This window comes from Streptomyces sp. NPDC047515 (assembly GCF_040643055.1).
Classification (GTDB): Bacteria; Actinomycetota; Actinomycetes; order Streptomycetales; family Streptomycetaceae; genus Streptomyces.
In genome coordinates this window covers 153,654-175,470 of the sequence record NZ_JBEYTM010000004.1, presented here as the reverse complement: position 1 = coordinate 175,470, position 21,817 = coordinate 153,654, and the positions used below count along the sequence as shown (strand labels likewise).

At 69.1% G+C, this 21,817-nt stretch carries 15 protein-coding genes and 2 pseudogenes; 8 read left to right on the top strand and 9 right to left on the bottom strand.

The genetic code is table 11. From position 1 onward, the window contains the following. The first annotated feature begins 15 nt into the window (after positions 1–15). Positions 16–1,170 (top strand): DivIVA domain-containing protein, encoded by a 1,155-nt coding sequence (locus ABZ826_RS04960; protein ID WP_361442237.1) that lies wholly within the window; start codon positions 16–18, stop codon positions 1,168–1,170. 440 nt (positions 1,171–1,610) lie between these two features. Here the strand turns inward: ABZ826_RS04960 and ileS are convergent, their stop codons facing one another. Next, a complete protein-coding gene (ileS, locus tag ABZ826_RS04955; protein WP_361442234.1) occupies positions 1,611–4,793 on the bottom strand; it encodes an isoleucine--tRNA ligase in 3,183 nt (1,060 codons plus the stop codon). A 540-nt stretch (positions 4,794–5,333) separates the two neighbouring features. Between ileS and ABZ826_RS04950 the strand changes: the two genes are divergently transcribed. From ABZ826_RS04950 to ABZ826_RS04935, 4 genes are read left to right on the top strand one after another with little or no spacing between them, the layout of a single operon-like run. Further along, positions 5,334–6,128 (top strand): TraR/DksA C4-type zinc finger protein, encoded by a 795-nt coding sequence (locus ABZ826_RS04950; RefSeq protein ID WP_361442231.1) that lies wholly within the window; start codon positions 5,334–5,336, stop codon positions 6,126–6,128. Positions 6,129–6,187: 59 nt separating this feature from the next. Continuing rightward, on the top strand, positions 6,188–6,778 hold the full coding sequence (lspA, locus tag ABZ826_RS04945) for a signal peptidase II (RefSeq protein WP_361442228.1): 591 nt from the start codon (positions 6,188–6,190) through the stop codon (positions 6,776–6,778). Between the two features lie 24 nt (positions 6,779–6,802). Next, entirely contained in the window at positions 6,803–7,744 is a 942-nt protein-coding gene (locus ABZ826_RS04940; protein ID WP_361442225.1) for an RluA family pseudouridine synthase, read from the top strand. Further along, entirely contained in the window at positions 7,741–8,223 is a 483-nt protein-coding gene (locus ABZ826_RS04935; protein ID WP_361442222.1) for a GNAT family N-acetyltransferase, read from the top strand. Before ABZ826_RS04940 ends, ABZ826_RS04935 begins: the two co-directional genes overlap by 4 nt. A gap of 154 nt (positions 8,224–8,377) precedes the next feature. Here the strand turns inward: ABZ826_RS04935 and ABZ826_RS04930 are convergent, their stop codons facing one another. Continuing rightward, positions 8,378–10,696: a glycoside hydrolase family 95-like protein gene (locus tag ABZ826_RS04930; protein WP_361442219.1), complete on the bottom strand. Its 2,319-nt coding sequence runs from the start codon at positions 10,694–10,696 to the stop codon at positions 8,378–8,380. Between the two features lie 241 nt (positions 10,697–10,937). Between ABZ826_RS04930 and ABZ826_RS04925 the strand changes: the two genes are divergently transcribed. Beyond that, positions 10,938–12,524 (top strand): Na+/H+ antiporter, encoded by a 1,587-nt coding sequence (locus ABZ826_RS04925; RefSeq protein ID WP_361442216.1) that lies wholly within the window; start codon positions 10,938–10,940, stop codon positions 12,522–12,524. A gap of 57 nt (positions 12,525–12,581) precedes the next feature. Here ABZ826_RS04925 and ABZ826_RS04920 read toward each other — a convergent pair whose 3' ends face one another. Beyond that, the gene (locus ABZ826_RS04920; RefSeq protein ID WP_361442495.1) at positions 12,582–13,706 is read right to left on the bottom strand and encodes a mechanosensitive ion channel domain-containing protein; all 1,125 of its coding nucleotides are present in this window, start codon (positions 13,704–13,706) and stop codon (positions 12,582–12,584) included. 37 nt (positions 13,707–13,743) lie between these two features. Here ABZ826_RS04920 and ABZ826_RS04915 point away from each other — a divergent pair, with 37 nt between their 5' ends. Then, positions 13,744–14,322 (top strand): dienelactone hydrolase family protein, encoded by a 579-nt coding sequence (locus tag ABZ826_RS04915; protein ID WP_361442492.1) that lies wholly within the window; start codon positions 13,744–13,746, stop codon positions 14,320–14,322. Positions 14,323–14,328: 6 nt separating this feature from the next. Here the strand turns inward: ABZ826_RS04915 and ABZ826_RS04910 are convergent. From ABZ826_RS04910 to ABZ826_RS04890, 5 genes and pseudogenes are all read right to left on the bottom strand, one after another. After that, positions 14,329–15,141, bottom strand: a pseudogene (locus tag ABZ826_RS04910) (zinc metalloprotease); the annotation flags it as partial. Further along, positions 15,124–15,338, bottom strand: a pseudogene (locus ABZ826_RS04905) (alkaline phosphatase); the annotation flags it as partial. The pseudogenes ABZ826_RS04905 and ABZ826_RS04910, both read right to left, overlap by 18 nt. Before the next feature lie 133 nt (positions 15,339–15,471). Beyond that, a complete protein-coding gene (locus ABZ826_RS04900; protein ID WP_361442213.1) occupies positions 15,472–16,290 on the bottom strand; it encodes a thioredoxin domain-containing protein in 819 nt (272 codons plus the stop codon). A gap of 54 nt (positions 16,291–16,344) precedes the next feature. Beyond that, a complete protein-coding gene (locus tag ABZ826_RS04895; RefSeq protein ID WP_361442210.1) occupies positions 16,345–17,004 on the bottom strand; it encodes a hypothetical protein in 660 nt (219 codons plus the stop codon). 247 nt (positions 17,005–17,251) lie between these two features. Beyond that, a complete protein-coding gene (locus ABZ826_RS04890) occupies positions 17,252–17,605 on the bottom strand; it encodes a hypothetical protein (RefSeq protein WP_361442207.1) in 354 nt (117 codons plus the stop codon). Between the two features lie 283 nt (positions 17,606–17,888). Here ABZ826_RS04890 and dnaE point away from each other — a divergent pair, with 283 nt between their 5' ends. Then, entirely contained in the window at positions 17,889–21,428 is a 3,540-nt protein-coding gene (gene dnaE, locus ABZ826_RS04885) for a DNA polymerase III subunit alpha (RefSeq protein WP_361442204.1), read from the top strand. Between the two features lie 102 nt (positions 21,429–21,530). Here the strand turns inward: dnaE and ABZ826_RS04880 are convergent, their stop codons facing one another. After that, positions 21,531–21,710, bottom strand: coding sequence for a hypothetical protein (locus ABZ826_RS04880; protein WP_361442201.1), 180 nt, complete (start codon positions 21,708–21,710; stop codon positions 21,531–21,533). Positions 21,711–21,817 lie beyond the last annotated feature (107 nt).

Here is a 21,817-nt window from a genome sequence, read left to right as displayed (position 1 = left end):
AGAGGTGAAGAAGAGATGCCGCTGACCCCCGAGGACGTGCGGAACAAGCAGTTCACGACCGTCCGCCTCCGAGAAGGCTATGACGAGGACGAGGTCGATGCCTTCCTCGACGAGGTCGAGTCCGAGCTGACGCGCCTGCTCCGTGAGAACGAGGACCTGCGCGCGAAGCTGGCCGCCGCCACGCGTGCCGCCGCGCAGAACCAGCAGCAGGGAATGCGTAAGCCGGAGCCGCAGGACCGGCCGGGGGCACCTGTGCCCGCCGCCATATCGGGTCCGCCGGTCCAGCAGCAGCCCCCGCAGATGGGTCCCCCCCAGCTGCCCGGTGGTGCTCCGCAGCTGCCCGCCGGTCCCAGCGGTCACGGTCCTGGTCCCCAGGGCCAGCACGGCCCCGGCCCGCAGGGCCCGCACGGCCCCGGTCCGATGCAGGGCGGTCCCATGGGTGGCCCGATGGGCGGCCCCATGGGCGGTCACGCCCCGCAGCAGCAGATGCAGCAGATGCAGCAGATGCAGCCGCCGCCGCAGATGCAGCAGCCCGGTCAGGGCCCCGGCGGCGACAGCGCCGCCCGTGTCCTGTCGCTCGCGCAGCAGACCGCCGACCAGGCGATCGCGGAGGCCCGTTCCGAGGCCAACAAGATCGTCGGCGAGGCGCGCAGCCGTGCCGAGGGACTGGAGCGGGACGCGCGTGCCAAGGCGGACGCGCTGGAGCGGGACGCGCAGGAGAAGCACCGCGTGGCGATGGGCTCGCTGGAGTCGGCCCGCGCGACGCTGGAGCGCAAGGTCGAGGACCTGCGTGGCTTCGAGCGCGAGTACCGGACACGGCTGAAGTCCTACCTGGAGAGCCAGCTGCGTCAGCTGGAGACCCAGGCCGACGACTCGCTGGCCCCGCCGCGGACCCCGGCGACCGCTTCGCTGCCGCCGTCGCCCTCGCTGGCTCCGGCCGGTGCGGGCGCCATGGGTCACACCATGGGGAGCGGCAACCACGGCGGTCACGGCAACCCGCCGATGGGCGGCAACCCGTCCATGGGCGGCGGGCCCTCGTACGGCGGTCAGCAGCAGATGTCGCCGGCGATGACCCAGCCGATGGCGCCGGTGCGGCCGCAGGCGCCGCAGCCGATGCAGCAGGCCCCGTCGCCGATGCGTGGGTTCCTGATCGACGAGGACGACAACTGAGCCCGGTGCGCGCGGTGAGCGCGTAGCCGTCGGCAGGCTGAGGGCCGGGCCCCGGGGTTTCCCCGGGGCCCGGCCCTTTCGCCGTGGACGGGGGCGTGGGCGGTGTGCGGATGGGGCGCTCCGGTGAGACCCGTTCCCTTCCTGTTCCTTCCCGCAGGCCGGGGCCGGGCTGCGCCGGGAGCACGCAGAAAGGCCCGCCCGGAACACCTGCTTGGGTTCCAGTGGTTGTCGAAACAGGGATCCGAGAGGGCCGCCCACCCACAGCCGCGAACACCTTGACGCCGGCGCGGCTCAGCTCAACGGCCGCCCACGCAAAACGCTCGGCTGGGAAACCCCGGCCGAGCGCCTGCATGAACTGCTCGCGGCCTGAACAACCGACCACGTGTTGCGACGACCCCTGGAAAGCGCCCTGTTCCGGGCGGGCCTTCGATGCGCCTGGGCTACTGCTCCGTCTTGCGGAGGCGGAACGTCAGGGACAGGCCCTCGTCCTCGAACGGCGCGCCGTACTCCGGGTCCGCCTCGCCCTGTGCGTAGTCCAGGGCCAGGACCTCGTCCGCGATCAGGGCCGCGTGCTCGGTCAGGGCCTCCACGGTGGCGGGGGAGGCCGACGTCCAGCGGACGGCGATACGGTCCGCGACGTCCAGGCCGCTGTTCTTGCGGGCCTCCTGGATGAGGCGGATCGCGTCACGGGCCAGGCCCGCGCGTCGCAGCTCCGGGGTGATCTCCAGGTCGAGGGCGACCGTCGCGCCCGAGTCGGACGCCACCGACCACCCCTCGCGCGGGGTCTCGGTGATGATCACCTCGTCGGGGGCGAGCGTCACCGTCTCGCCGTCCACTTCGACCGATGCCGTGCCCTCGCGCAGGGCCAGCGACAGAGCCGCCGCGTCGGCGTTCGCGACCGCCTTGGCCACCGCCTGGACGCCCTTGCCGAACCGCTTGCCGAGCGCGCGGAAGTTGGCCTTCGCGGTCGTGTCGACCAGCGAGCCTCCGACTTCGGAGAGCGAGGCGAGCGAGGAGACGTTCAGCTCCTCCGTGATCTGCGTGTGCAGTTCGGGGGAGAGGGACTCGAAGCCCGAGGCCGCGACCAGGGCCCGGGACAGCGGCTGACGGGTCTTGACGCCCGACTCGGCGCGGGTGGCCCGGCCCAGCTCGACCAGGCGGCGCACCAGCGCCATCTGGGTGGAGAGGGCCGGGTCGATGGCCCCGAAGTCCGCCTTCGGCCAGGCGGAGAGGTGGACCGACTCGGGGGCGTCCGGGGCGACCGGGGCGACCAGGTCCTGCCAGACCCGCTCGGTGATGAACGGGGTGAGCGGGGCCATCAGCTTGGTCACCGTCTCGATGACCTCGTGCAGCGTGCGCAGGGCCGCCTTGTCGCCCTGCCAGAAGCGGCGGCGCGAGCGGCGTACGTACCAGTTGGACAGGTCGTCGACGAACGCGGACAGGAGCTTTCCGGCGCGCTGGGTGTCGTAACCCTCCAGAGCCTGCGTGACCTGATCCACCAGGGCGTTCAGCTCGCTCAGCAGCCAGCGGTCCAGGATCGTGCGGTCCGCCGCGGCCGGGTCGGCGGCGGTGGGCGCCCAGTTCGACGTACGGGCGTACAGGGCCTGGAAGGCGACCGTGTTCCAGTACGTCAGGAGGGTCTTGCGGACGACCTCCTGGATCGTGCTGTGGCCGACGCGGCGCGCCGCCCACGGGGAGCCGCCCGCCGCCATGAACCAGCGCACCGCGTCCGCGCCGTGCTGATCCATGAGGGGGATCGGCTGAAGGATGTTCCCGAGGTGCTTGGACATCTTGCGGCCGTCCTCGGCGAGGATGTGGCCCAGACAGACCACGTTCTCGTAGGACGACTTGTCGAAGACCAGCGTGCCGACCGCCATCAGCGTGTAGAACCAGCCGCGGGTCTGGTCGATGGCCTCCGAGATGAACTGCGCCGGGTAGCGGCTCTCGAAGATCTCCTTGTTCTTGTACGGGTAGCCCCACTGCGCGAAGGGCATCGAGCCCGAGTCGTACCAGGCGTCGATCACCTCCGGGACGCGGTACGCCTCCAGCTGGCAGTTCTCGTGCGAGCAGGTGAACGTGATCTCGTCGATGAACGGGCGGTGCGGGTCGAGGCCGGAGAGGTCGGTGCCGGCCAGCTCGCTCAGCTCGGCGCGCGAGCCGACGCAGGTGAGGTGACTGTCCTCGCAGCGCCAGATCGGCAGCGGGGTGCCCCAGTAGCGGTTGCGGGACAGCGCCCAGTCGACGTTGTTGTTCAGCCAGTCACCGAAGCGGCCGTGCTTGACCGAGTCGGGGAACCAGTTGGTCTTCTCGTTCTCATCGAGCAGCCGGTCCTTGATGGCGGTCGTACGGATGTACCAGGACGGCTGCGCGTAGTAGAGCAGCGCGGTGTGGCAGCGCCAGCAGTGCGGGTAGCTGTGCTCGTACGGGACGTGTCGGAAGAGCTTGCCGCGGGCGGCCAGGTCCTCGGTGAGCGCCTCGTCGGCCTTCTTGAAGAAGACGCCGCCGACCAGCGGCAGGTCCTCCTCGAAGGTGCCGTCGGGGCGGACCGGGTTCACGACGGGGAGGCCGTACGCCTTGCAGACGACGAGGTCGTCGGCGCCGAAGGCGGGTGACTGGTGGACCAGACCCGTGCCGTCCTCGGTCGTCACGTACTGCGCGTTGACGACGTAGTGGGCCTCGGCCGGGCTGTGTCCATCGCTTCCCTCGCTGACGCTCGGGAAGTCCACCAGGGTGAACGGACGCTCGTACGTCCAGCGCTCCATCTCGCGGCCGGTGAAGGTCTGGCCGGTGGTCTCCCAGCCCTCGCCCAGCGCCTTCTCGACGAGCGGCTGCGCGACGACGAGCTTCTCCTCGCCGTCGGTCGCGACGACATAGGTGACGTCGGGGTGCGCGGCCACAGCGGTGTTGGAGACCAGGGTCCAGGGAGTGGTCGTCCAGACGAGGAGGGAGGCTTCGCCGGCCAGCGGGCCGGAGGTGAGGGGGAAGCGTACGAAGACCGACGGGTCGACGACCGTCTCGTAGCCCTGGGCCAGCTCGTGGTCGGACAGGCCCGTGCCGCAGCGGGGGCACCAGGGGGCGACGCGGTGGTCCTGGACCAGCAGGCCCTTGTTGAAGATCTCCTTCAGCGACCACCACACCGACTCGACGTACTCGGGGTCCATCGTGCGGTACGCGTCGTCGAGGTCGACCCAGTAGCCCATCCGGGTCGTGAGCTCGGTGAACGCGTCGGTGTGCCGGGTCACGGACTCGCGGCACTTGGCATTGAACTCGGCGATGCCGTACGCCTCGATGTCCTTCTTGCCGTTGAAGCCCAGCTCCTTCTCGACCGCGAGCTCGACCGGCAGTCCGTGGCAGTCCCAGCCGGCCTTGCGGCCGACGTGGTAGCCCTGCATGGTGCGGAAGCGGGGGAAGACGTCCTTGAAGACGCGGGCCTCGATGTGATGGGCGCCGGGCATGCCGTTGGCGGTCGGCGGACCCTCGTAGAAGACCCACTCGGGGCGGCCCTCGGACTGTTCGAGACTCTTGGCGAAGACCTTGCTCTCGCGCCAGAAATCGAGCACGGCGTGCTCCAGCGCGGGCAGGTCGACCTGGGCGGGCACCTGGCGGTACTGCGGCGATGTCATGGGCGGACTTCCTCCGGCGGACGTTTTCCACTTCCGTCGGAGGGACGAGGGCCTCATCGGCTCCCGCGGTACCACCCTCCTTGGCCCCGGGTGTGTGCCCGTGGCCCCCTCATTGGGGTCGCGATGCCGGTTCTACTTGCCTTGCGGCGTTCTTCCGACGGCTCCGGGTGATCTTCACGACGCGCTCGCCCCCGGGCTCCCACCGTCCCCGGGTCGCTCCTGGCTGCGTACGACGCTACTCGTCCCATCCACGCCTCTCGCTGTGGCCAGTGTACGGGCCCGTCCGGGCGACGGCCGACCGGTTTAACCCGTGGGGCGGGGCGTGACCCGAATGGGCAGACGCGGGCGTACGGAGTCCCGGCGGGGGACAGGAGGCGGATTACCCGGCGGGGAGCTGGGCACAACGGATTCAGACGCGTCGGCATCCGGACACGGGGAGGGGCGATTCGGCGGCGTGCCCCGTTGCCGCGGGGCTGGGGTCGATTTATCGTCCCAGCACGATTCGCGTGCAAGATCACAATATGTGAAGGGGCCGCGGCCATGGTGGCGAAGAAGACCGCCGCGAAGAAGTCGGCGTCAGCGAGATCCACGGGTGCGGCGGCCGGGAGCACGAGCGCAGAGGCTGCCAAGAAGGCCGCAACGAAGAAGACCGCAACGAAGAAGACCGCCGCGAGGAAGACCGCGGCCCGGAAGAGGACGGCGCCCGCCGAGCACGCGGTTGCCGAGCACGCGGCGTCGGCCGAGAAGGCGCCTGCGAAGAAGAGCGCGGCCGACAAGGCTTCGAAGAAGGCCGCTGCGGCGGCCACGGAGGCGGCCGAGGCCGCCGAGCAGACGGGAGCCCACACGGTGGTAGCCAAGAAGAGCGCGGCCCGGACCCGCACCCCCGGCAAGGGCGCCGGGCCCGTGCCCCCGGCCCGCGGAGTCGCCACGGCAGTCCCCGGCGAGCTGGCGGTCCGGCCGGGTGAGGACCCCTGGACGCCGGCAGAGGTCGAAGAGGCGCGGTCCGTGCTGAGCAGCGAGATCACGCGGCTGCGCAATGAGCTGGAGGCAGCGAGTGCCGCGCTCGCCGGGCTGATGCGCGACTCCGGCGACGGGGCGGGTGACGACGAGGCGGACACCGGCACCAAGAACATCACCCGCGAGCACGAGATGTCGCTCGCCGCCAATGCCCAGGAGATGCTGGACCAGACCGAGCGGGCGCTGGCCCGGCTCGACGCCGGGACATACGGGCTGTGCGAGGTCTGCGGCAATCCGATCGGCAAGGCACGGATGCAGGCGTTCCCCCGCGCCACGCTCTGCGTCGAGGACAAACAGAAACAGGAGCGACGCGGTTGATCCGAGGCGGTGTGTCGTACCCTCGTCCTCAGTCAGGAACCTAGGGTTGAGGGACTCACGTGGCAGAGGCGGAGCGCATCATCGGTACGCCGGACATCCCCGATGCTGAGGGGACCGAAGGGGACGAGGCCGGTGGCCGGGTCGAGGAGGCCGCTCCGAGCAGGGGCAAGCGGAAGATCGCGGTGCTCTTCGTCGTGGCCGCCTTCGCCTTCCTGCTCGACCTGATCAGCAAGGTGCTCGTGGTCGCGAAGCTGGAGCACCACCCTCCGGTCGAGGTCATCGGCAACTGGCTGAGGTTCGAGGTGATCCGCAACTCGGGCGCCGCGTTCAGTGTCGGCGAGGCGTACACGGTCATCTTCACCGTCATCGCGGCCGCCGTGATCGTCGTGATCGCCCGGATCGCCCGCAAGCTCTACAGCCTGCCGTGGGCCATAGCGCTCGGTCTGCTGCTCGGCGGAGCGCTCGGCAACCTCACCGACCGCCTGTTCCGCGCTCCCGGCACCTTCCAGGGCGCGGTGGTGGACTTCATCTCCGTCGAACACTTCGCCGTCTTCAACCTGGCGGACTCCGCGATCGTCTGCGGGGGCATCCTGATCGTGCTTCTCTCCTTCAGGGGCCTGGACCCCGACGGCACCGTGCACAAGGACTAGCGGGCGCAAGGCATACTCGGTCAGGTGAGTACGTATCCCGAGGTCCGCACCCTGCCCGTACCCGACGGTCTGGAGGGCGAGCGTATCGACGCCGCCATTTCCCGGATGTTCGGTTTCTCCCGCACCAAGGCCGCCGAGCTGGCCGCTGCCGGGAAGGTGCAGGTGGACGGTTCGGTGGTCGGGAAGTCCGAGCGGGTGCGGGGCGGTGCCTGGCTGGAAGTGGAGATGCCGCAGGCACCCGCTCCGGTGCATATCGTCGCCGAGCCCGTCGAGGGCATGGAGATCGTGCACGACGACGACGACATCGTCGTGATCGTGAAGCCGGTCGGGGTCGCCGCCCACCCGAGCCCCGGCTGGACCGGCACGACCGTCATCGGTGGTCTCGCCGCTGCCGGATACCGGATCTCCACGTCCGGAGCGGCCGAGCGCCAGGGCATCGTCCACCGTCTCGACGTGGGCACCTCCGGGCTGATGGTCGTCGCCAAGTCCGAGCGCGCCTACACCCTGCTGAAGGCGCAGTTCCGCGACCGGGTCGTCGAGAAGAAGTACCACGCACTGGTGCAGGGCCACCCGGATCCGATGAGCGGCACCATCGACGCCCCCATCGGGCGCCACCCCAACCACGACTACAAGTGGGCCGTCACCGCAGACGGCAAGCCCTCCGTGACGCACTACGACCTCATCGAGGCCTACCGCGCCGCCAGCCTTCTGGACATCAAGCTGGAGACGGGCCGCACCCACCAGATCCGGGTCCACATGTCCGCCCACCGCCACCCCTGTGTCGGTGACCTGACCTACGGCGCCGACCCGACGATGGCCAAGCGCCTCGGCCTGACGAGGCAGTGGCTGCACGCCGTCCGGCTCGGCTTCGAGCACCCCGCCGACGGCAGCTGGGTGGAGTTCTCCAGCAACTACCCCGCCGACCTCCAGCAGGCCCTGGACAAGATCACCGCGGAGAGCGAATGAGCCGCGCGCCTGCCCCGTACACCACCCGTACCGTCGTCGACGAGCGGGACCGCGCCGCCTGTTTCCAGGTCCGCAAGGATGTGTTCGTCGGCGAGCAGAACGTGCCCGAGGAGATCGAGTACGACGCCTACGACGCGGACGCGGTGCATGTGATCGCCGTCGCGGCGGACGGTTCGGCGCTCGGTACCGGGCGGCTGCTGCACGGCCCGGCCGCGGTGGCCAAGACCGGCACGGACCTCGCCGTCGGTTCGCTCGGCCGGCTGGCGGTGGTCAAGCGGGCGCGCGGCCTCGGTGTCGGCGTGGCGCTGGTGAGGGCCATCGAGGACGCGGCCCGCGAGCTGGGTCTGGCCGCCGTCGACCTCCATGCCCAGACCCATGCGCTCGGCTTCTACGAGCGGCTCGGGTACGCGGCGTACGGTCCCGAATTCCCGGACGCGGGGATCCCGCACCGCGCCATGCGACGCACTCTGCAGGACTGACGCACTTCGCAGGACCGGGGGCTCTCGTTCGGACCCCGCCGGGCTCGCGGGGCCCGGCACCGATCCGGCTCGACCGGACGAAGGACCCCGGAGCCGGGCCCCGGCGCAGGGGTGCCGCTCCGGTCGTACGGACGCGGCGGCACCCCGGCGGTCGTCAGGGGCGGTCCGGCAGACCCCAGCGGGTCCACGTACCGTTCGACGGCACGTCGCGCGGTTCTGTCCCGGAGGAGCGCGCACCGTGCGCAGTGACCACCGCCGTGCCACCGCGCGGCAGGCTCAGGGCGATCCGGCCCGGCCCGGTCTCCCGCCAGCGCAGCGGTCGCCCGTGTGCGTCGCGCACGTCGATCCGGCCCGTGATCGAGTGGTCCAGGGTCAGCGGCGCGCCCGCTTCGCTGTGCACCCGTACCCAGCGCGTGGCACCTCCGGAGCGGTCCGCGTCCACGAGGAACGCGCCCTGGGTGCGCAGGGAAGCGATCGACGCGTCCGCCCAGCGGTCCGAGACGGAGGGGAAGACCCTCACGACTCCCTCGTGGCTCTGCACCACCATGTCGAGCATCGACTGGGCCGCGGACAGCGGACTTTCCAGGGCGAGGTTCTTGCCCTCCCTGTACATGGTGTTGACCGTCATCTGGCAGTCCGCGACCACCTTCAGATCGGTGAAGAAGGTCAGGAAGTCGAGAGCCTTCTCCGGCTCGTCCATCACCGAGTACATGGACGAGGCGGTGGCGTAGCTGTAACCGTGCCACAGCTGCTGCATGGAGACCCAGTGGTCCATGGAGCGCCGCATCACCCCGCGGTCCCCGGTCCGGTCCCAGTTGCGCTCGCGCAGCGGATAGAGCCAGAGCAGATGCGAGTGATGGCGGTGCGAGTCCGCGAGCGGGACGTCCTTGCCGATCATGACGCCGGCCACCGGGTCCTCGGCGTACGGGGTGAGCCTGCGGTCGATGTCCTGCCAGCGCTTCAGCCGGGGGTCGGCGTTGCGCAGCAGCTTCGCGGAGGCGATGAGGGTGCGCACGCCCCAGCGGACGAGCGAGAGGTCGTAGGTGCAGTCCGCGGCGTTGGCGTACTCGGGGGAGCGGGTCTCCAGCAGATGCAGTCTGCCGTCGGGGCCCTCGTGCAGGAAGTGGGCGTAGAAGTTGATGGCCTTCGCCAGGATCGGGTACACCACGTCGCGCAGCACGGACAGGTCCATCGAGTGCCGGTAGGACTGCCAGACGTTGTGCAGGGCCCAGGTGAGATTGCCGAAGTTGTCGGAGACGTGGTCCGAGCCCGGGGCGCCGACGTCGTACGTGTCCCCCGCGCGCAGCTGCCAGTCGGAGGGGTGGCCCAGCGCGTAGCTCTCGCCGTCGCGGTAGTCGACGGGGACAGAGGCCGGGAGGTTGTGCTCGAAGCGGCGGAAGGCGCCCGTCACCGAGTCGAGTTCGGGGTGGTTGGAGCCGTGGACGGGTGCCATGCCGATCTGGACGTTGAGGTTCCACCAGACCGCGGTCCAGTTGTTGCCGACCTCGGGGAACCACGGGCCCCATTCGGAGATCGTCGGGCCCTCGGCCCTGGTCGACGCGGCGAGCTTGTAGAGCTGGATGAGGTAGAAGCTCTGCAGCCGCTTGTCCGGCACGGAGAGGAAGCTGCGCCGGTAGTACGCATGCCACCAGCCGCGGTGTCGGTCCACCAGTCGGTCGAGGTCGGTGGCGAGGGTGCGGTCCACGGCACGGAGCGCGGCGGTCGTCGCCTCCGACACCCGGCCGGGAAAGCGGTACACGAGGTGTGCGGCGAGCAGCCGGCCGGTGCCCTCGCGGCGTTCGCGCCAGGCGGTGGTCCAGCCGCCGCCCGCGAGCAGCGGCTGCTCGACGAAGCCGTCGCCGACGCGCGGGTCCGGGTTGGGCGTGTAGTCATCCGGCTTGCCGCTGTTGCGGGTGGTGGCCGCCTGCAGCCACTGGAAGGACCAGGCGGCGGACTCCTCGCCGGGGGAGGGCCGGGTGGAGATCAGCAGGGCGCCGGTGTCGTTCTGGACGAGGGCGGAGAAGGCCAGCGAGCCGCGGCTGGTGGTGACCGTGCCGCGCAGCTCGGCGTCGTACGGATCCAGGGTCCAGTCGACGCCGGTGATCTCCCCGGCCAGGGTCAGGGTGAAGTACCCGATGGGAAGGCGGGAGAAGCCGATGCCGCCGCGCCACTGGCCGCGCTGGTCCTGCACCTGGCTGTGACTGAGCATCAGCTTCAACGTGTTGGCGGTCTTTCCCGCGTAGAGCTGGGCGCCGAGGTAGCCGTTGGCGAGGAAGGGTGCCTGCTGCCAGCCGGTGGGGAGGGTGCGCCAGGTCATGGCGGCGTCCCGGACGGTCGTCTCGTGGACGTCGGCCCCCGGGCGGCCTGCCGGGCCGGGGGCCGACGCGGCCCATGCGGTGCGGGAGCCGGCGAGCCAGAGCGCGGATGTTCCGGCAGCGGCGCCGACGAAATGCCTTCGGGAGAACGTGGTCACGTGGTTTCTCCTGCCAGTCATGTACGTGGTGCGGATTCCTGTCCCTGAATCACGCATGCCGCATACTGCCCGCCCCGGAGAGGCAGCGGAAGAGGGGTGACCGCATAAACATCGGAGGAATGGTCCGCCGGTGAGGACTGTGAAGGGGGTGTTGTCCGGATTACGGGCCTTGCGTGGCAGGCTTGAAACCCCACGTCGGCCGATCGCGGTGGCCGGCTCACCACGCCCCGGAAGGCACCTCGTGGACCAAATGGCACTGCTCCTCCTGCTGTTGCTCGGAGCTGTGGTCACGGTGCCACTGGGGGAACGTCTGGGGCTGCCCGCGCCGGTGCTGATGACGCTCGCCGGAGTCGGCATGGCGTTCCTCAGCTTCGTGCCGAATGTGGACATCCCGCCCGAGATCATTCTTCCCGCGCTGCTGCCCCCACTGCTTTACGCCTCCGTGCAGCGCACTTCCTGGCGGCAGTTCGCCGCCAATAAACGACCGATCTTTCTGCTGGCCGTGGCGCTGGTCTTCATCACGACGGCCGCCGTCGCCGCGGTGGCCAACGCGATAGTCCCCGGGCTGCCCATCGCCGCCGCAGTGGCGCTCGGAGCGCTCGTCGCCCCGCCCGACCCCGTCGCGGCGACGGCCGTCGCGGGCTCGGTCGGGCTGCCGCGCAGGCTCGTCTCCATCCTGGAGGGCGAGGGGCTGTTCAACGACGTGACCGCGATCGTGCTCTACCACGTGGCGATCGCCGCCGCGGTGAGCGGTACGTTCTCGTTGCCGGAGGCCTTCGGACTGCTCGTCCTCTCCGCGGTCGTCGCCGTGGCCGTGGGCCTCGCGCTCGGCTGGATCACCATCAAGCTCATGGGTCTGCTCGGCGACGCCACGCTCCAGGTCGGCCTCACCCTGCTGGTGCCGTTCGTGAGCTATGTGCTCGCGGAGGAGCTGATGGGATCGGGTGTCCTCGCCGTCCTCACCACCGCGCTCTTCCTCGCCGAGCACACCGCCGACGCCGACGACGTCCTCGGGCGGCTCACCGGCCGCAGCTTCTGGGAGATCGTCGACACCCTCGTCACCGGAGTCGCCTTCGGACTGATCGGCCTCGAACTGCACAACGTCTTCGGGACGGCCGACGGCCGTCAGCTCCAGATGCTCGGCTGGGGTCTGGCCGTCGTCGCGGTCGTCGTCGGGGTACGACTGCTGTATCTGCTCCCGGCGACCTGGCTCGCCAAACGGCTGCACACCCGGCGCGACGTCAGCGAGGACATCCCCACCAGCTGGCGGGAGACCGTCGTCATGTGGTGGTCCGGGATGCGCGGCGTCGCCTCGGTCGCGCTGGCGCTGGCGATCCCGCTGAAGACGGACGACGGGAAGCCGTTCCCGGGACGCGACGAGATCGTCTTCATCGCCTTCGCCGTGATCACGGCCACGCTCGTCGTCCAGGGACTCACCCTGCCGTGGCTGGTCCGCACGCTCCGGGTCCGGGCGGACACGGACGTCGAGGAGGCGCTGGAGAAGGACCTCGCGATCCGCGCCGCGAAGGCCGCGAAGCAACGGCTCAAGGAGATCCAGGAGGTCGAGGAGTTCCCGGAGGAAGTCGCGGAACGGCTGCAGCGGTTGGCGTACGACGTGGGGGCGCGGATCAGTCCCGACATGGTCGACGAGGAGCGCCGCGAGGCGTACGCGAAGCGCGCCGAACGCTTCCGGGCGGTCAACCGCGTCCAGCGCGAAATGATGTCGGCCGCCCGCCACGCGGTGCTGTCGGCCCGCAACGAGGCGGGTACGGACCCGGAGATCGTCGACCGGGTGCTGCGACAGCTGGATGTACGCAGTCTGCGGTGAGGCGGTGCCCGCGGTGGGTCGGCCCGCGCGCCGGCGCCCGCTGGAACGTGTGGCGGATCAGCCGCGTCCCGTGCGCGGCGACCTGTCACGGTCGGCCGGTTTCTCGTTCGTCGGGTGGGACGGGTTCGGCCACTCGTCACCGGGCGGAAGCGTCGCGGGCGCCGTCGCGATCCGTGGCAGCGCGTACGGATGGTGGTCGCGCAGCCAGCCGATGAGCTGCTCCCGGACGGCACAGCGCACCGTCCAGATGTCGTCCGCGTCCTTCGCCGTGACCACCGCGCGGACCTGGATCGTCGACGGTGTGGTGTCTGTGACCGCCAGGGACCAGTTGCGTCCGTCCCAGGCGGCGCACTCGCCCAGGATGTCCCGCAGCTGCTCGCGCATCGCGGCGACCGGGGCCGAGTGGTCGAGGTGGAAGAAGACCGAACCGGTCATCTGGGCACCGCCGCGCGACCAGTTCTCGAACGGTTTGCTGGTGAAGTAGGAGACCGGCATCGTGATCCGCCGCTCGTCCCAGGTCCGTACCGCGAGAAAGGTCAGCGTGATCTCCTCGATCGTGCCCCACTCGCCGTCCACCACCACCGTGTCACCGATCCGCACCATGTCGCCGAACGCGATCTGCAGCCCCGCGAAGAGGTTGCCGAGCGTCGACTGGGCCGCGATGCCCGCGACGATGCCGAGGACACCGGCCGAGGCCAGCATCGAGGTGCCGAACGTCCGCATCGCCGGGAACGTCAGCAGCATCGCGCCGACCGCGACGACCGCCACGATCGCCGTGACCACCCGCTGGATCAGCGTCACCTGCGTACGGACCCGCCGCACCCGCGCCGGATCGCGGGTGGTCGCCGCGTACCGGGCGTAGACGGAATCGACCACGGCCGCCGCCATCCGCACGACCAGCCAGGCCGACGCGCCGATCAGCACCAGTGTGAGCACCTGGCCGATCCCCGCCCGATGGTCGTCGACCGGTTCGAGCCGGGTGTGGGTGTACGTGCCCCTCAGCAGCGCCGTGCACAGGGTCAGCTGGAGCGGTATCCGGCAGCGCCGCAGCAGACCCCACAACGGCGTCTCCCGGTGGCGGTCGTCGGCCCGTCTGAGCAGCAGATCGACCAGCCAGCCGACTAGCAGCGTGATCACGACCGCGCCACCGGCCACGATCACCGGACGCAGCACGCTCTCCATCCCGTCGCTCTCCATGCTCTCGACCGTAGCTGGCACCATGGGCCTCATGAACATCATGCTTTTCCACTCGACGTTCGGTCTGCGCCCCGCGGTGCACGCTGCCGCCGACCGGCTGCGCGCCGCCGGGCACGAGGTGCACGTGCCCGATCTCTTCGAGGGACACACCTTCGAAACCGTCGAGGAGGGCCTGGCCTTCAAGGAAGAGGTGGGCAAGGACGAACTGCTCAGGCGGGCCGTGCTGGCCGCCGCGCCCTACTCCGACCGGGGCCTGGTGTACGCCGGGTTCTCCTTCGGCGCGTCCACCGCGCAGACTCTGGCGCTCGGCGACGAGAAGGCGCGCGGTCTGCTGCTGTTCCACGGCACCTCGGACATCGCGGAGAACGCCTCGGTGGACGAGCTGCCCGTACAGCTGCATGTCGCGGACCCCGACCCGTTCGAGACGCACGACTGGCTGAACTCCTGGTATCTGCAGATGCAGCGGACCGGTGCCGATGTCGAGATCTACCGCTACCCGGGGGCGGGCCATCTCTTCACGGACCCCGAACTGCCCGACTTCGACCAGGCGTCGGCCGAGCTGGCCTGGAAGGTCTCGCTCGGATTCCTCGCCACGCTGTGACCGTTTGTGGATCGGGTCGACACCGGACTTGTTGGTGCAGGTGTCGCGTCCGGTCGGGCAGGCGTACGCCGCGCTCGCCTCGGCCGGGGTGTCGGTGACGTAGTCGCCGTTGCCGTTGCAACCGCCCTGGAAGGTGTGGTACAGCCCCATCCAGTGGCCGACCTCGTGGGTGGCGGTGTCGCCCTCGTTGTAGTTGGTGGCCGACCCGCCGGGCAGCGAGGCGTCCAGGATGACGACGCCGTCCATGCTCGGGCTGGACGTGTAGGAGCTGGGGAAGGTGGCCCAGCCCAGCAGGCCGCCGCCGAGGTTGGCGGTGTAGATGTCGAGCGCGTTCTTGCCGCCCTTGCGCAGCGTCGACTTCATCGACTTCTCGGCGGCGGAGCCCGACGAGAGGTTGTACCAGGAGGCGTTGTCCGTGTAGTCGGTGCCGGCCAGTGAGAACTGGAAGCCGGAGTTGGTGTTGCCGGTGCCCTGGCCGCTGTAGGCCGCGTTCAGCACGTTCATCTGGCTGCTGATGTTGCTCGCGGTGAGCTTGCCGGTGGTGCCGGAGTGGATGACGTGGAAGTAGACCGGGACGGTCGCTCCGGCGGCGAGCGTGGGGCCGCTCACCCGGCGGTCCGCGAGTCTCTCCTTGAGCTGCGTGTCGATGGCCTTGGCCTGGGCCGCGGTCAGTTCATTGGGGTCCGCGGCGTGCTTGGTGCCCGAGGGGCGGGCCGCGCGTGCGGTGGCGTCGGCGCTCGTCCCGCTCGCGCACTTCTCGGCGGACACGGCGGACGCGGAGGAGCCCGCGCTCGCGGTGGCCTCCCAACTCACCCGCACGACGGGGCCCTTGCCCGAGCCGGGGGTCGCCCCGGCGTTCGGCGTCACCCGGGTCCACAGCAGGATGCCGCGGCATGGGCGGTGGCCGCCGAGACGAGCGGGGCGGCGAGCACGGCACCGACGGCGGCGGCCTCGACGACCGCGCGGCGGCGCGAGGCGTGAGGGCCGGAGCGGTCCGGCCGGGCACCTGAAGGTATGTGACTGGTCGCAGACGGTCAGACCACCGGTCGGTACGGTCAAAAAGCGGGTGAATCCGAAGAGTTCACCCGCTCTTCTGTGAAGAGCCCACTCGCTCCTCCGTGCGGCGTCAGCCCGTGAGGGTGTGCTGCCTCAGCCCTTGAGGGCCTTGTCGACGGCGGTGTTCCAGTCGTCGACGGTCATCGGCGCGTTCTTGCCGTCCGGGCCGGTGATCTTCTTGCCGTCGGTGACGAAGGACGGGGAGCCTTCGACGCCGTACTTGTTGTCGTCGAAGTTCTTTGACATCTCGATCGCCCAGCGATCGAAGGTGCCGTCCTTGACGTCCTTCTGGAAGGTCTTGTTGTTCTTCAGCTCGGAGACGGTGTTCGCGATCTCGATGAGGTACGCGTCATCCTTGAACTTGTCGTCCGTCTCCTCCGGGTGGTACTTCGCCGAGTAGAGCGCTTCCTTGTAGGAGGTGAAGGCGTCCTTGGACACGTTGAGGGCGGCGCCGAGCGCGCTGAGCGCGTTCCTGGAGCCCTCGCCGGGGAGGTTGGTGTCGAGGAAGGTGGCACCCACGTACTGGAGCTTGTACTTGCCGTCCTTCAGGTCCTTCTCGACCGTCGGGCCGACTGTCTGCTCGAACGTGGCGCAGATGGGGCAGCGAGGGTCCTCGAAGGCGATGATCGTCTTCTTGGCGGACTCCTGGCCGAGGGTGACCGTCGTGTTGTTCTTGCCGGTGGTGTTTTTGGGCGCGACCAGTGCCTTGTCCTTCGCGGCCTCCCACTGGGAGGGCTTGTTGCCCTGCACCACGAAGTAGCCGATGCCGCCGGCTATCGCCAGGACGGCGACGATCGAACCGGCGACCGTGATCTGCCGCCGCACCTTGTCCCGCTTGGCCTGGCGTTCGCGCTCGATGCGCAGCCGCTCGCGGGCCGCTGTCTTCGCCTGCTGGCTGTTGCGCTTGCTCATGATGGATCGACTCTCCGTAGATCTGGGTAAGGGATGGGGACTGCCGTACTGGGGTCAGTGGGCCCGGCACGGTGGTCCGCGCAGTCCTACGGAGTGCGTCAGAAGACGGGTGCGCATGACCGGCGTGCGCAGCGCGGGGCGCGGGCGGGGGCGCGTCGGCTCCCCGCGGACCACGTCCACGGCGCAGGCGACGAGCAGCGGCCGGGGCGTGAAGGCGGCCACCGCACGCAGCAGCCGCGCCAGCGCGACCTCGCCGCGCCACAGCCATGCCGCCGCGACGAGCCCCACCGAGACATGTGCGGCGAGCAGCAGCCAGGGGGTCATCGATGCGGAGTCGGCGCCGGGCGGTGCGACGTGCGCCAGGGGGGCGCCGAAGGAATCGCCGCCGCAGATCAGGTCCCAGCCCATGGACCGCAACGACCCCGCCACGGGGCCGCCCGCCGGGCCGTAGCAGGCGTGCTGTCCGCTGGTGAACACGGTGTCCGCCGCGAGTTCGAGCGGTACGAGCAGCGCGGCGATGGGCCAGAACCCCCGCTCGCGCGCGCCCGCCAGGGCGAAGGCGAGCAGAAAGACGACCGTACCGATCAGCGCGAGCAGCGGCAGCGGCAGCGGCAGTGAGGAGAGCAGTGCGTGGGCGCCCGAGGACAGCGTCAGGCACAGCGCGGTGAAGAGCGCTGCCCGTGTCGCCCGGAGGCCGATCGCCTGCGTGTTCATCGCGGTAATTCTGCCATGCCGGTTCCCGGGTGACAGGTGGCCCGTCGGCCCGGACTCAGCTGTCCGGATCATGGTCAAAATCGCTGAAATTACCCATGTTTGGTGAGCATGAAGATGGGCTGTGCCTGCTGGTCCCGATGGGACGGCGTCGCTCTGCGGGATGCGTGAATCGGCGTCGATGCGTATCGCGAGCGGAACAGCGGAAAAGGCCCGCCGGAATTCAGGCGGGCCGTTCCTGGAAAATGGGTCAGCAAATCTTTACGGAACCGGATTCCAGGGTCAGGTTCTTGGAGTAGATCCAGCCCTTCGTCTCGCCGCCGGCCAGACGCCCGTACACCCAGAGGTTTCCGTACTTGTTGTAGACGCCGCACCATGCGTAGAACGTGGTGCCGGGTGCCACGGAAAGGGTCTGCGTGCACGTATCGGCCGGGCCGTTGCGCAGGTGGCCGACCACGACCTTGTGCACGGCGTCGGAGTTGTTGTGGCCGACGCTCCCGCATCCGTAGCTCGCGGCGCTGGCGGACGCCGCCGTGCCGATGGTGAAGCCCCCCAGTACCGCGGTCGTGGCGGCAATCGAAACCAGAGCTTTCTTGAAGTTCATATCCCCCACCGATTTCCTTCACTTTTTCGGAACGGGGGGATGCTAACCCCTGCCGGAAGGTGAGGCAATGGGTTAATGGAAGCGCGCGGAAACCGACGTTCAGAAAAATCGCCATATTCCGGAGGTGGATTAAGTGAGGTGTCACGTTTTGTCGTGGTGACGTCCGTCACGACGGCGGCGCGCGACCACAGTCGGCGAGACGCGGCGTCCGCCCGCCCGGAGACGTAGACTTCCACGCTGTCCCCCCAGTCCGTCATCGCCCGTTTCCCGGAGGCACAGCGCCGTGACCAAGCCGCCCTTCACGCACCTTCACGTCCACACCCAGTACTCGCTGCTGGACGGTGCCGCGCGGCTCAAGGACATGTTCAACGCGTGCAATGAAATGGGCATGTCGCATATCGCGATGACGGACCACGGCAATCTGCACGGTGCGTACGACTTCTTCCATTCGGCGCAGAAGGCGGGCGTGACGCCGATCATCGGGATCGAGGCGTACGTCGCCCCGGAGTCGCGCAAGCACAAGCGGAAGATCCAGTGGGGTCAGCCGCATCAGAAGCGCGACGACGTCTCGGGTTCGGGCGGGTACACCCACAAGACGATCTGGGCGGCGAACTCGACGGGGCTGCACAACCTCTTCCGGCTGTCGTCGGACGCGTACGCGGAGGGCTGGCTGCAGAAGTGGCCGCGTATGGACAAGGAGACCATCGCCCAGTGGTCCGAGGGGCTGATCGCGTCGACCGGCTGCCCCTCGGGCGAGGTGCAGACACGGCTGAGGCTGGGCCAGTTCGACGAGGCGGTGCAGGCGGCCTCGGACTACAAGGACATCTTCGGTGCGGGCCGGTACTTCCTGGAGCTGATGGACCACGGCATCGAGATCGAGCGCCGCGTCCGTGACGGGCTCCTCGAAATCGGCAAAAAGCTCAGCATTCCGCCGCTGGTGACCAACGACTCCCACTACACCTATGCCCACGAGGCGACCGCGCACGACGCGCTGCTGTGCATCCAGACCGGCAAGAACCTCTCCGACCCGGACCGCTTCCGCTTCGACGGCACCGGCTACTACCTCAAGACCACCGACGAGATGTACGCCGTCGACTCCTCCGACGCCTGGCAGGAGGGCTGCGCCAACACGCTGCTGGTCGCGCAGCAGATCGACACCGCCGGGATGTTCGAGAAGCGCGACCTGATGCCGAAGTTCGAGATCCCGGACGGCTACACGGAGATCACCTGGTTCCAGGAGGAGGTCCGGGTCGGCATGAACCGGCGCTTCCCGGGCGGCGTCCCCGAGGACCGGCAGAAGCAGGCCGAGTACGAGATGGACGTCATCATCCAGATGGGGTTCCCGGGGTACTTCCTGGTGGTCGCGGACTTCATCATGTGGGCGAAGAACAACGGCATCGCGGTCGGCCCCGGCCGTGGCTCCGCGGCCGGTTCGATCGTCGCGTACGCGATGGGGATCACCGACCTCGACCCCATCGAGCACGGGCTGATCTTCGAGCGGTTCCTCAACCCAGAGCGCGTCTCCATGCCCGATGTCGACATCGACTTCGACGAGCGTCGGCGCGTCGAAGTGATCAGGTACGTGACGGAGAAGTACGGCGCCGACAAGGTCGCCATGATCGGTACGTACGGCAAGATCAAGGCGAAGAACGCCATCAAGGACTCCGCCCGTGTCCTCGGTTACCCGTACGCGATGGGTGACCGGCTCACCAAGGCCATGCCCGCCGACGTCCTCGGCAAGGGCATCGATCTCAACGGCATCACCGACCCCAAGCACCCGCGCTACAGCGAGGCGGGCGAGATCCGGGGGATGTACGAGAACGAGCCGGACGTGAAGAAGGTCATCGACACGGCGAAGGGCGTCGAGGGCCTGGTGAGGCAGATGGGCGTGCACGCCGCCGGCGTGATCATGTCCAGTGAGCCGATCGTCGACCACGCCCCGGTGTGGGTGCGGCACACCGACGGCGTCACCATCACGCAATGGGACTACCCGCAGTGCGAGTCGCTCGGCCTGCTGAAGATGGACTTCCTCGGGCTGCGCAACCTGACCATCATGGACGACGCCGTCAAGATGGTGGAGTCCAACAAGGGCGTCAAGCTGGACCTGCTCAGCCTCCCGCTGGACGACCCGAAGACGTACGAACTGCTCTGCCGCGGTGACACGCTCGGCGTGTTCCAGTTCGACGGCGGCCCCATGCGCTCGCTGCTGCGCCAGATGCAGCCCGACAACTTCGAGGACATCTCCGCCGTCTCGGCCCTGTACCGGCCGGGCCCGATGGGCATGAACTCGCACACGAACTACGCCGAGCGCAAGAACGCCCGGCAGGAGATCACCCCGATCCACCCGGAGCTGGAGGAGCCGCTCAAGGAGACGCTCGGCCTGACCTACGGCCTGATCGTCTACCAGGAGCAGGTGCAGAAGGCCGCCCAGATCATCGCCGGGTACTCGCTCGGCGAGGCCGACATCCTGCGCCGCGTGATGGGCAAGAAGAAGCCCGAGGAACTGGCGAAGAACTTCGTTCTCTTCCAGGCGGGCGCCAAGAAGAACGGCTACTCGGACGCGGCGATCCAGGCGCTCTGGGACGTCCTGGTGCCGTTTGCCGGATACGCGTTCAACAAGGCCCACTCCTCCGCGTACGGCCTGGTCACCTACTGGACCGCGTACCTGAAGGCGAACTACCCCGCCGAGTACATGGCGGCTCTGCTGACCTCGGTCAAGGACGACAAGGACAAGTCGGCGGTCTATCTCAACGAGTGCCGTCGCATGGGCATCAAGGTGCTGCCGCCCAATGTCAACGAGTCCCTGTCGAACTTCGCCGCACAGGGCGACGACGTGATCCTCTTCGGCCTCACGGCCGTCCGCAACGTGGGCCAGAACGTCGTCGACTCGATCATCCGGTGTCGCAAGGCGAAGGGGAAGTACAGCAGCTTCCCCGACTTCCTGGACAAGGTCGAGGCGGTCGTCTGCAACAAGCGCACCGTCGAATCACTGATCAAGGCCGGCGCCTTCGACGAGATGGGCCACACCCGCAAGGGGCTGGTCGCCCACCACGAGCCGATGATCGACAACGTGGTGCAGGTCAAGCGCAAGGAGGCCGAGGGGCAGTTCGACCTCTTCGGCGGCATGGGCGAGGAGGAGAGCGACGAGCCGGGCTTCGGGCTCGACGTGGAGTTCTCCGACATCGAGTGGGAGAAGTCCTATCTGCTGGCGCAGGAGCGCGAGATGCTCGGCCTGTACGTCTCCGACCATCCGCTCTTCGGGCTGGAGCACGTGCTGTCCGACAAGGCCGACTCCTCGATCTCCCAGCTGACCGGCGGGGAGCACGCCGACGGCGCCATCGTCACCGTGGGCGGCATCATCTCGGGTCTCCAGCGGAAGATGACCAAGCAGGGCAATGCCTGGGCCATCGCCACGGTCGAGGACCTGGCCGGTTCCATCGAGTGCATGTTCTTCCCCGCCACGTACCAGCTCGTCTCCACCCAGCTCGTCGAGGACACCGTCGTCTTCGTCAAGGGGCGCCTCGACAAGCGCGAGGACGTGCCCCGCCTGGTCGCCATGGAGATGCAGGTCCCCGACATCTCGTCGGCCGGCACCAACGCCCCCGTGGTCCTGACCATCCCCACGGTCAAGATCACCCCGCCGATGGTCAGCCGCCTCGGCGAGGTCCTCAGCAACCACCGGGGAGACACCGAGGTGCGGATCAAGCTCCAGGGCCCCCGCAAGACCACGGTGCTCCGGCTCGACCGGCACCGGGTGAAGCCCGACCCGGCGCTCTTCGGTGACCTGAAGGTGCTGCTCGGCCCGTCCTGCCTGGCCGGCTGAGCCGGTTCACCGCCGACGTACGAGAGGGGCGCCCCGCGAAGGCGGGAGCGCCCCTCTCGGCTGCCCGGCCGGTGTCCGGACCGGGGCCGGCGATTCGCCCGGTCAGTTGTGGCCGAAGCGCCGCTGGTGCTTACGGGCGACATCGGCAGGGCTGCCCTGGGCCTGCGACTGAGGCTGTATCTGCGAGTCGTACGCGGGCGACTTGGTCTCTTCCGCGCCGCGCTCCGGACCGGTCGTGCGGTTCTGCTGGCTGCCCTGCTTGCGGTTCTTGTTCTTGGCCATGGTGTTCCTCCTGTGGGGACTCTCGGGGCCAGGACCGCGTTCAGATTCACATAATGGTGTAAAGCATGCATGTTGGATCATTACCGTGCGTAGCGATCAGGTATCAT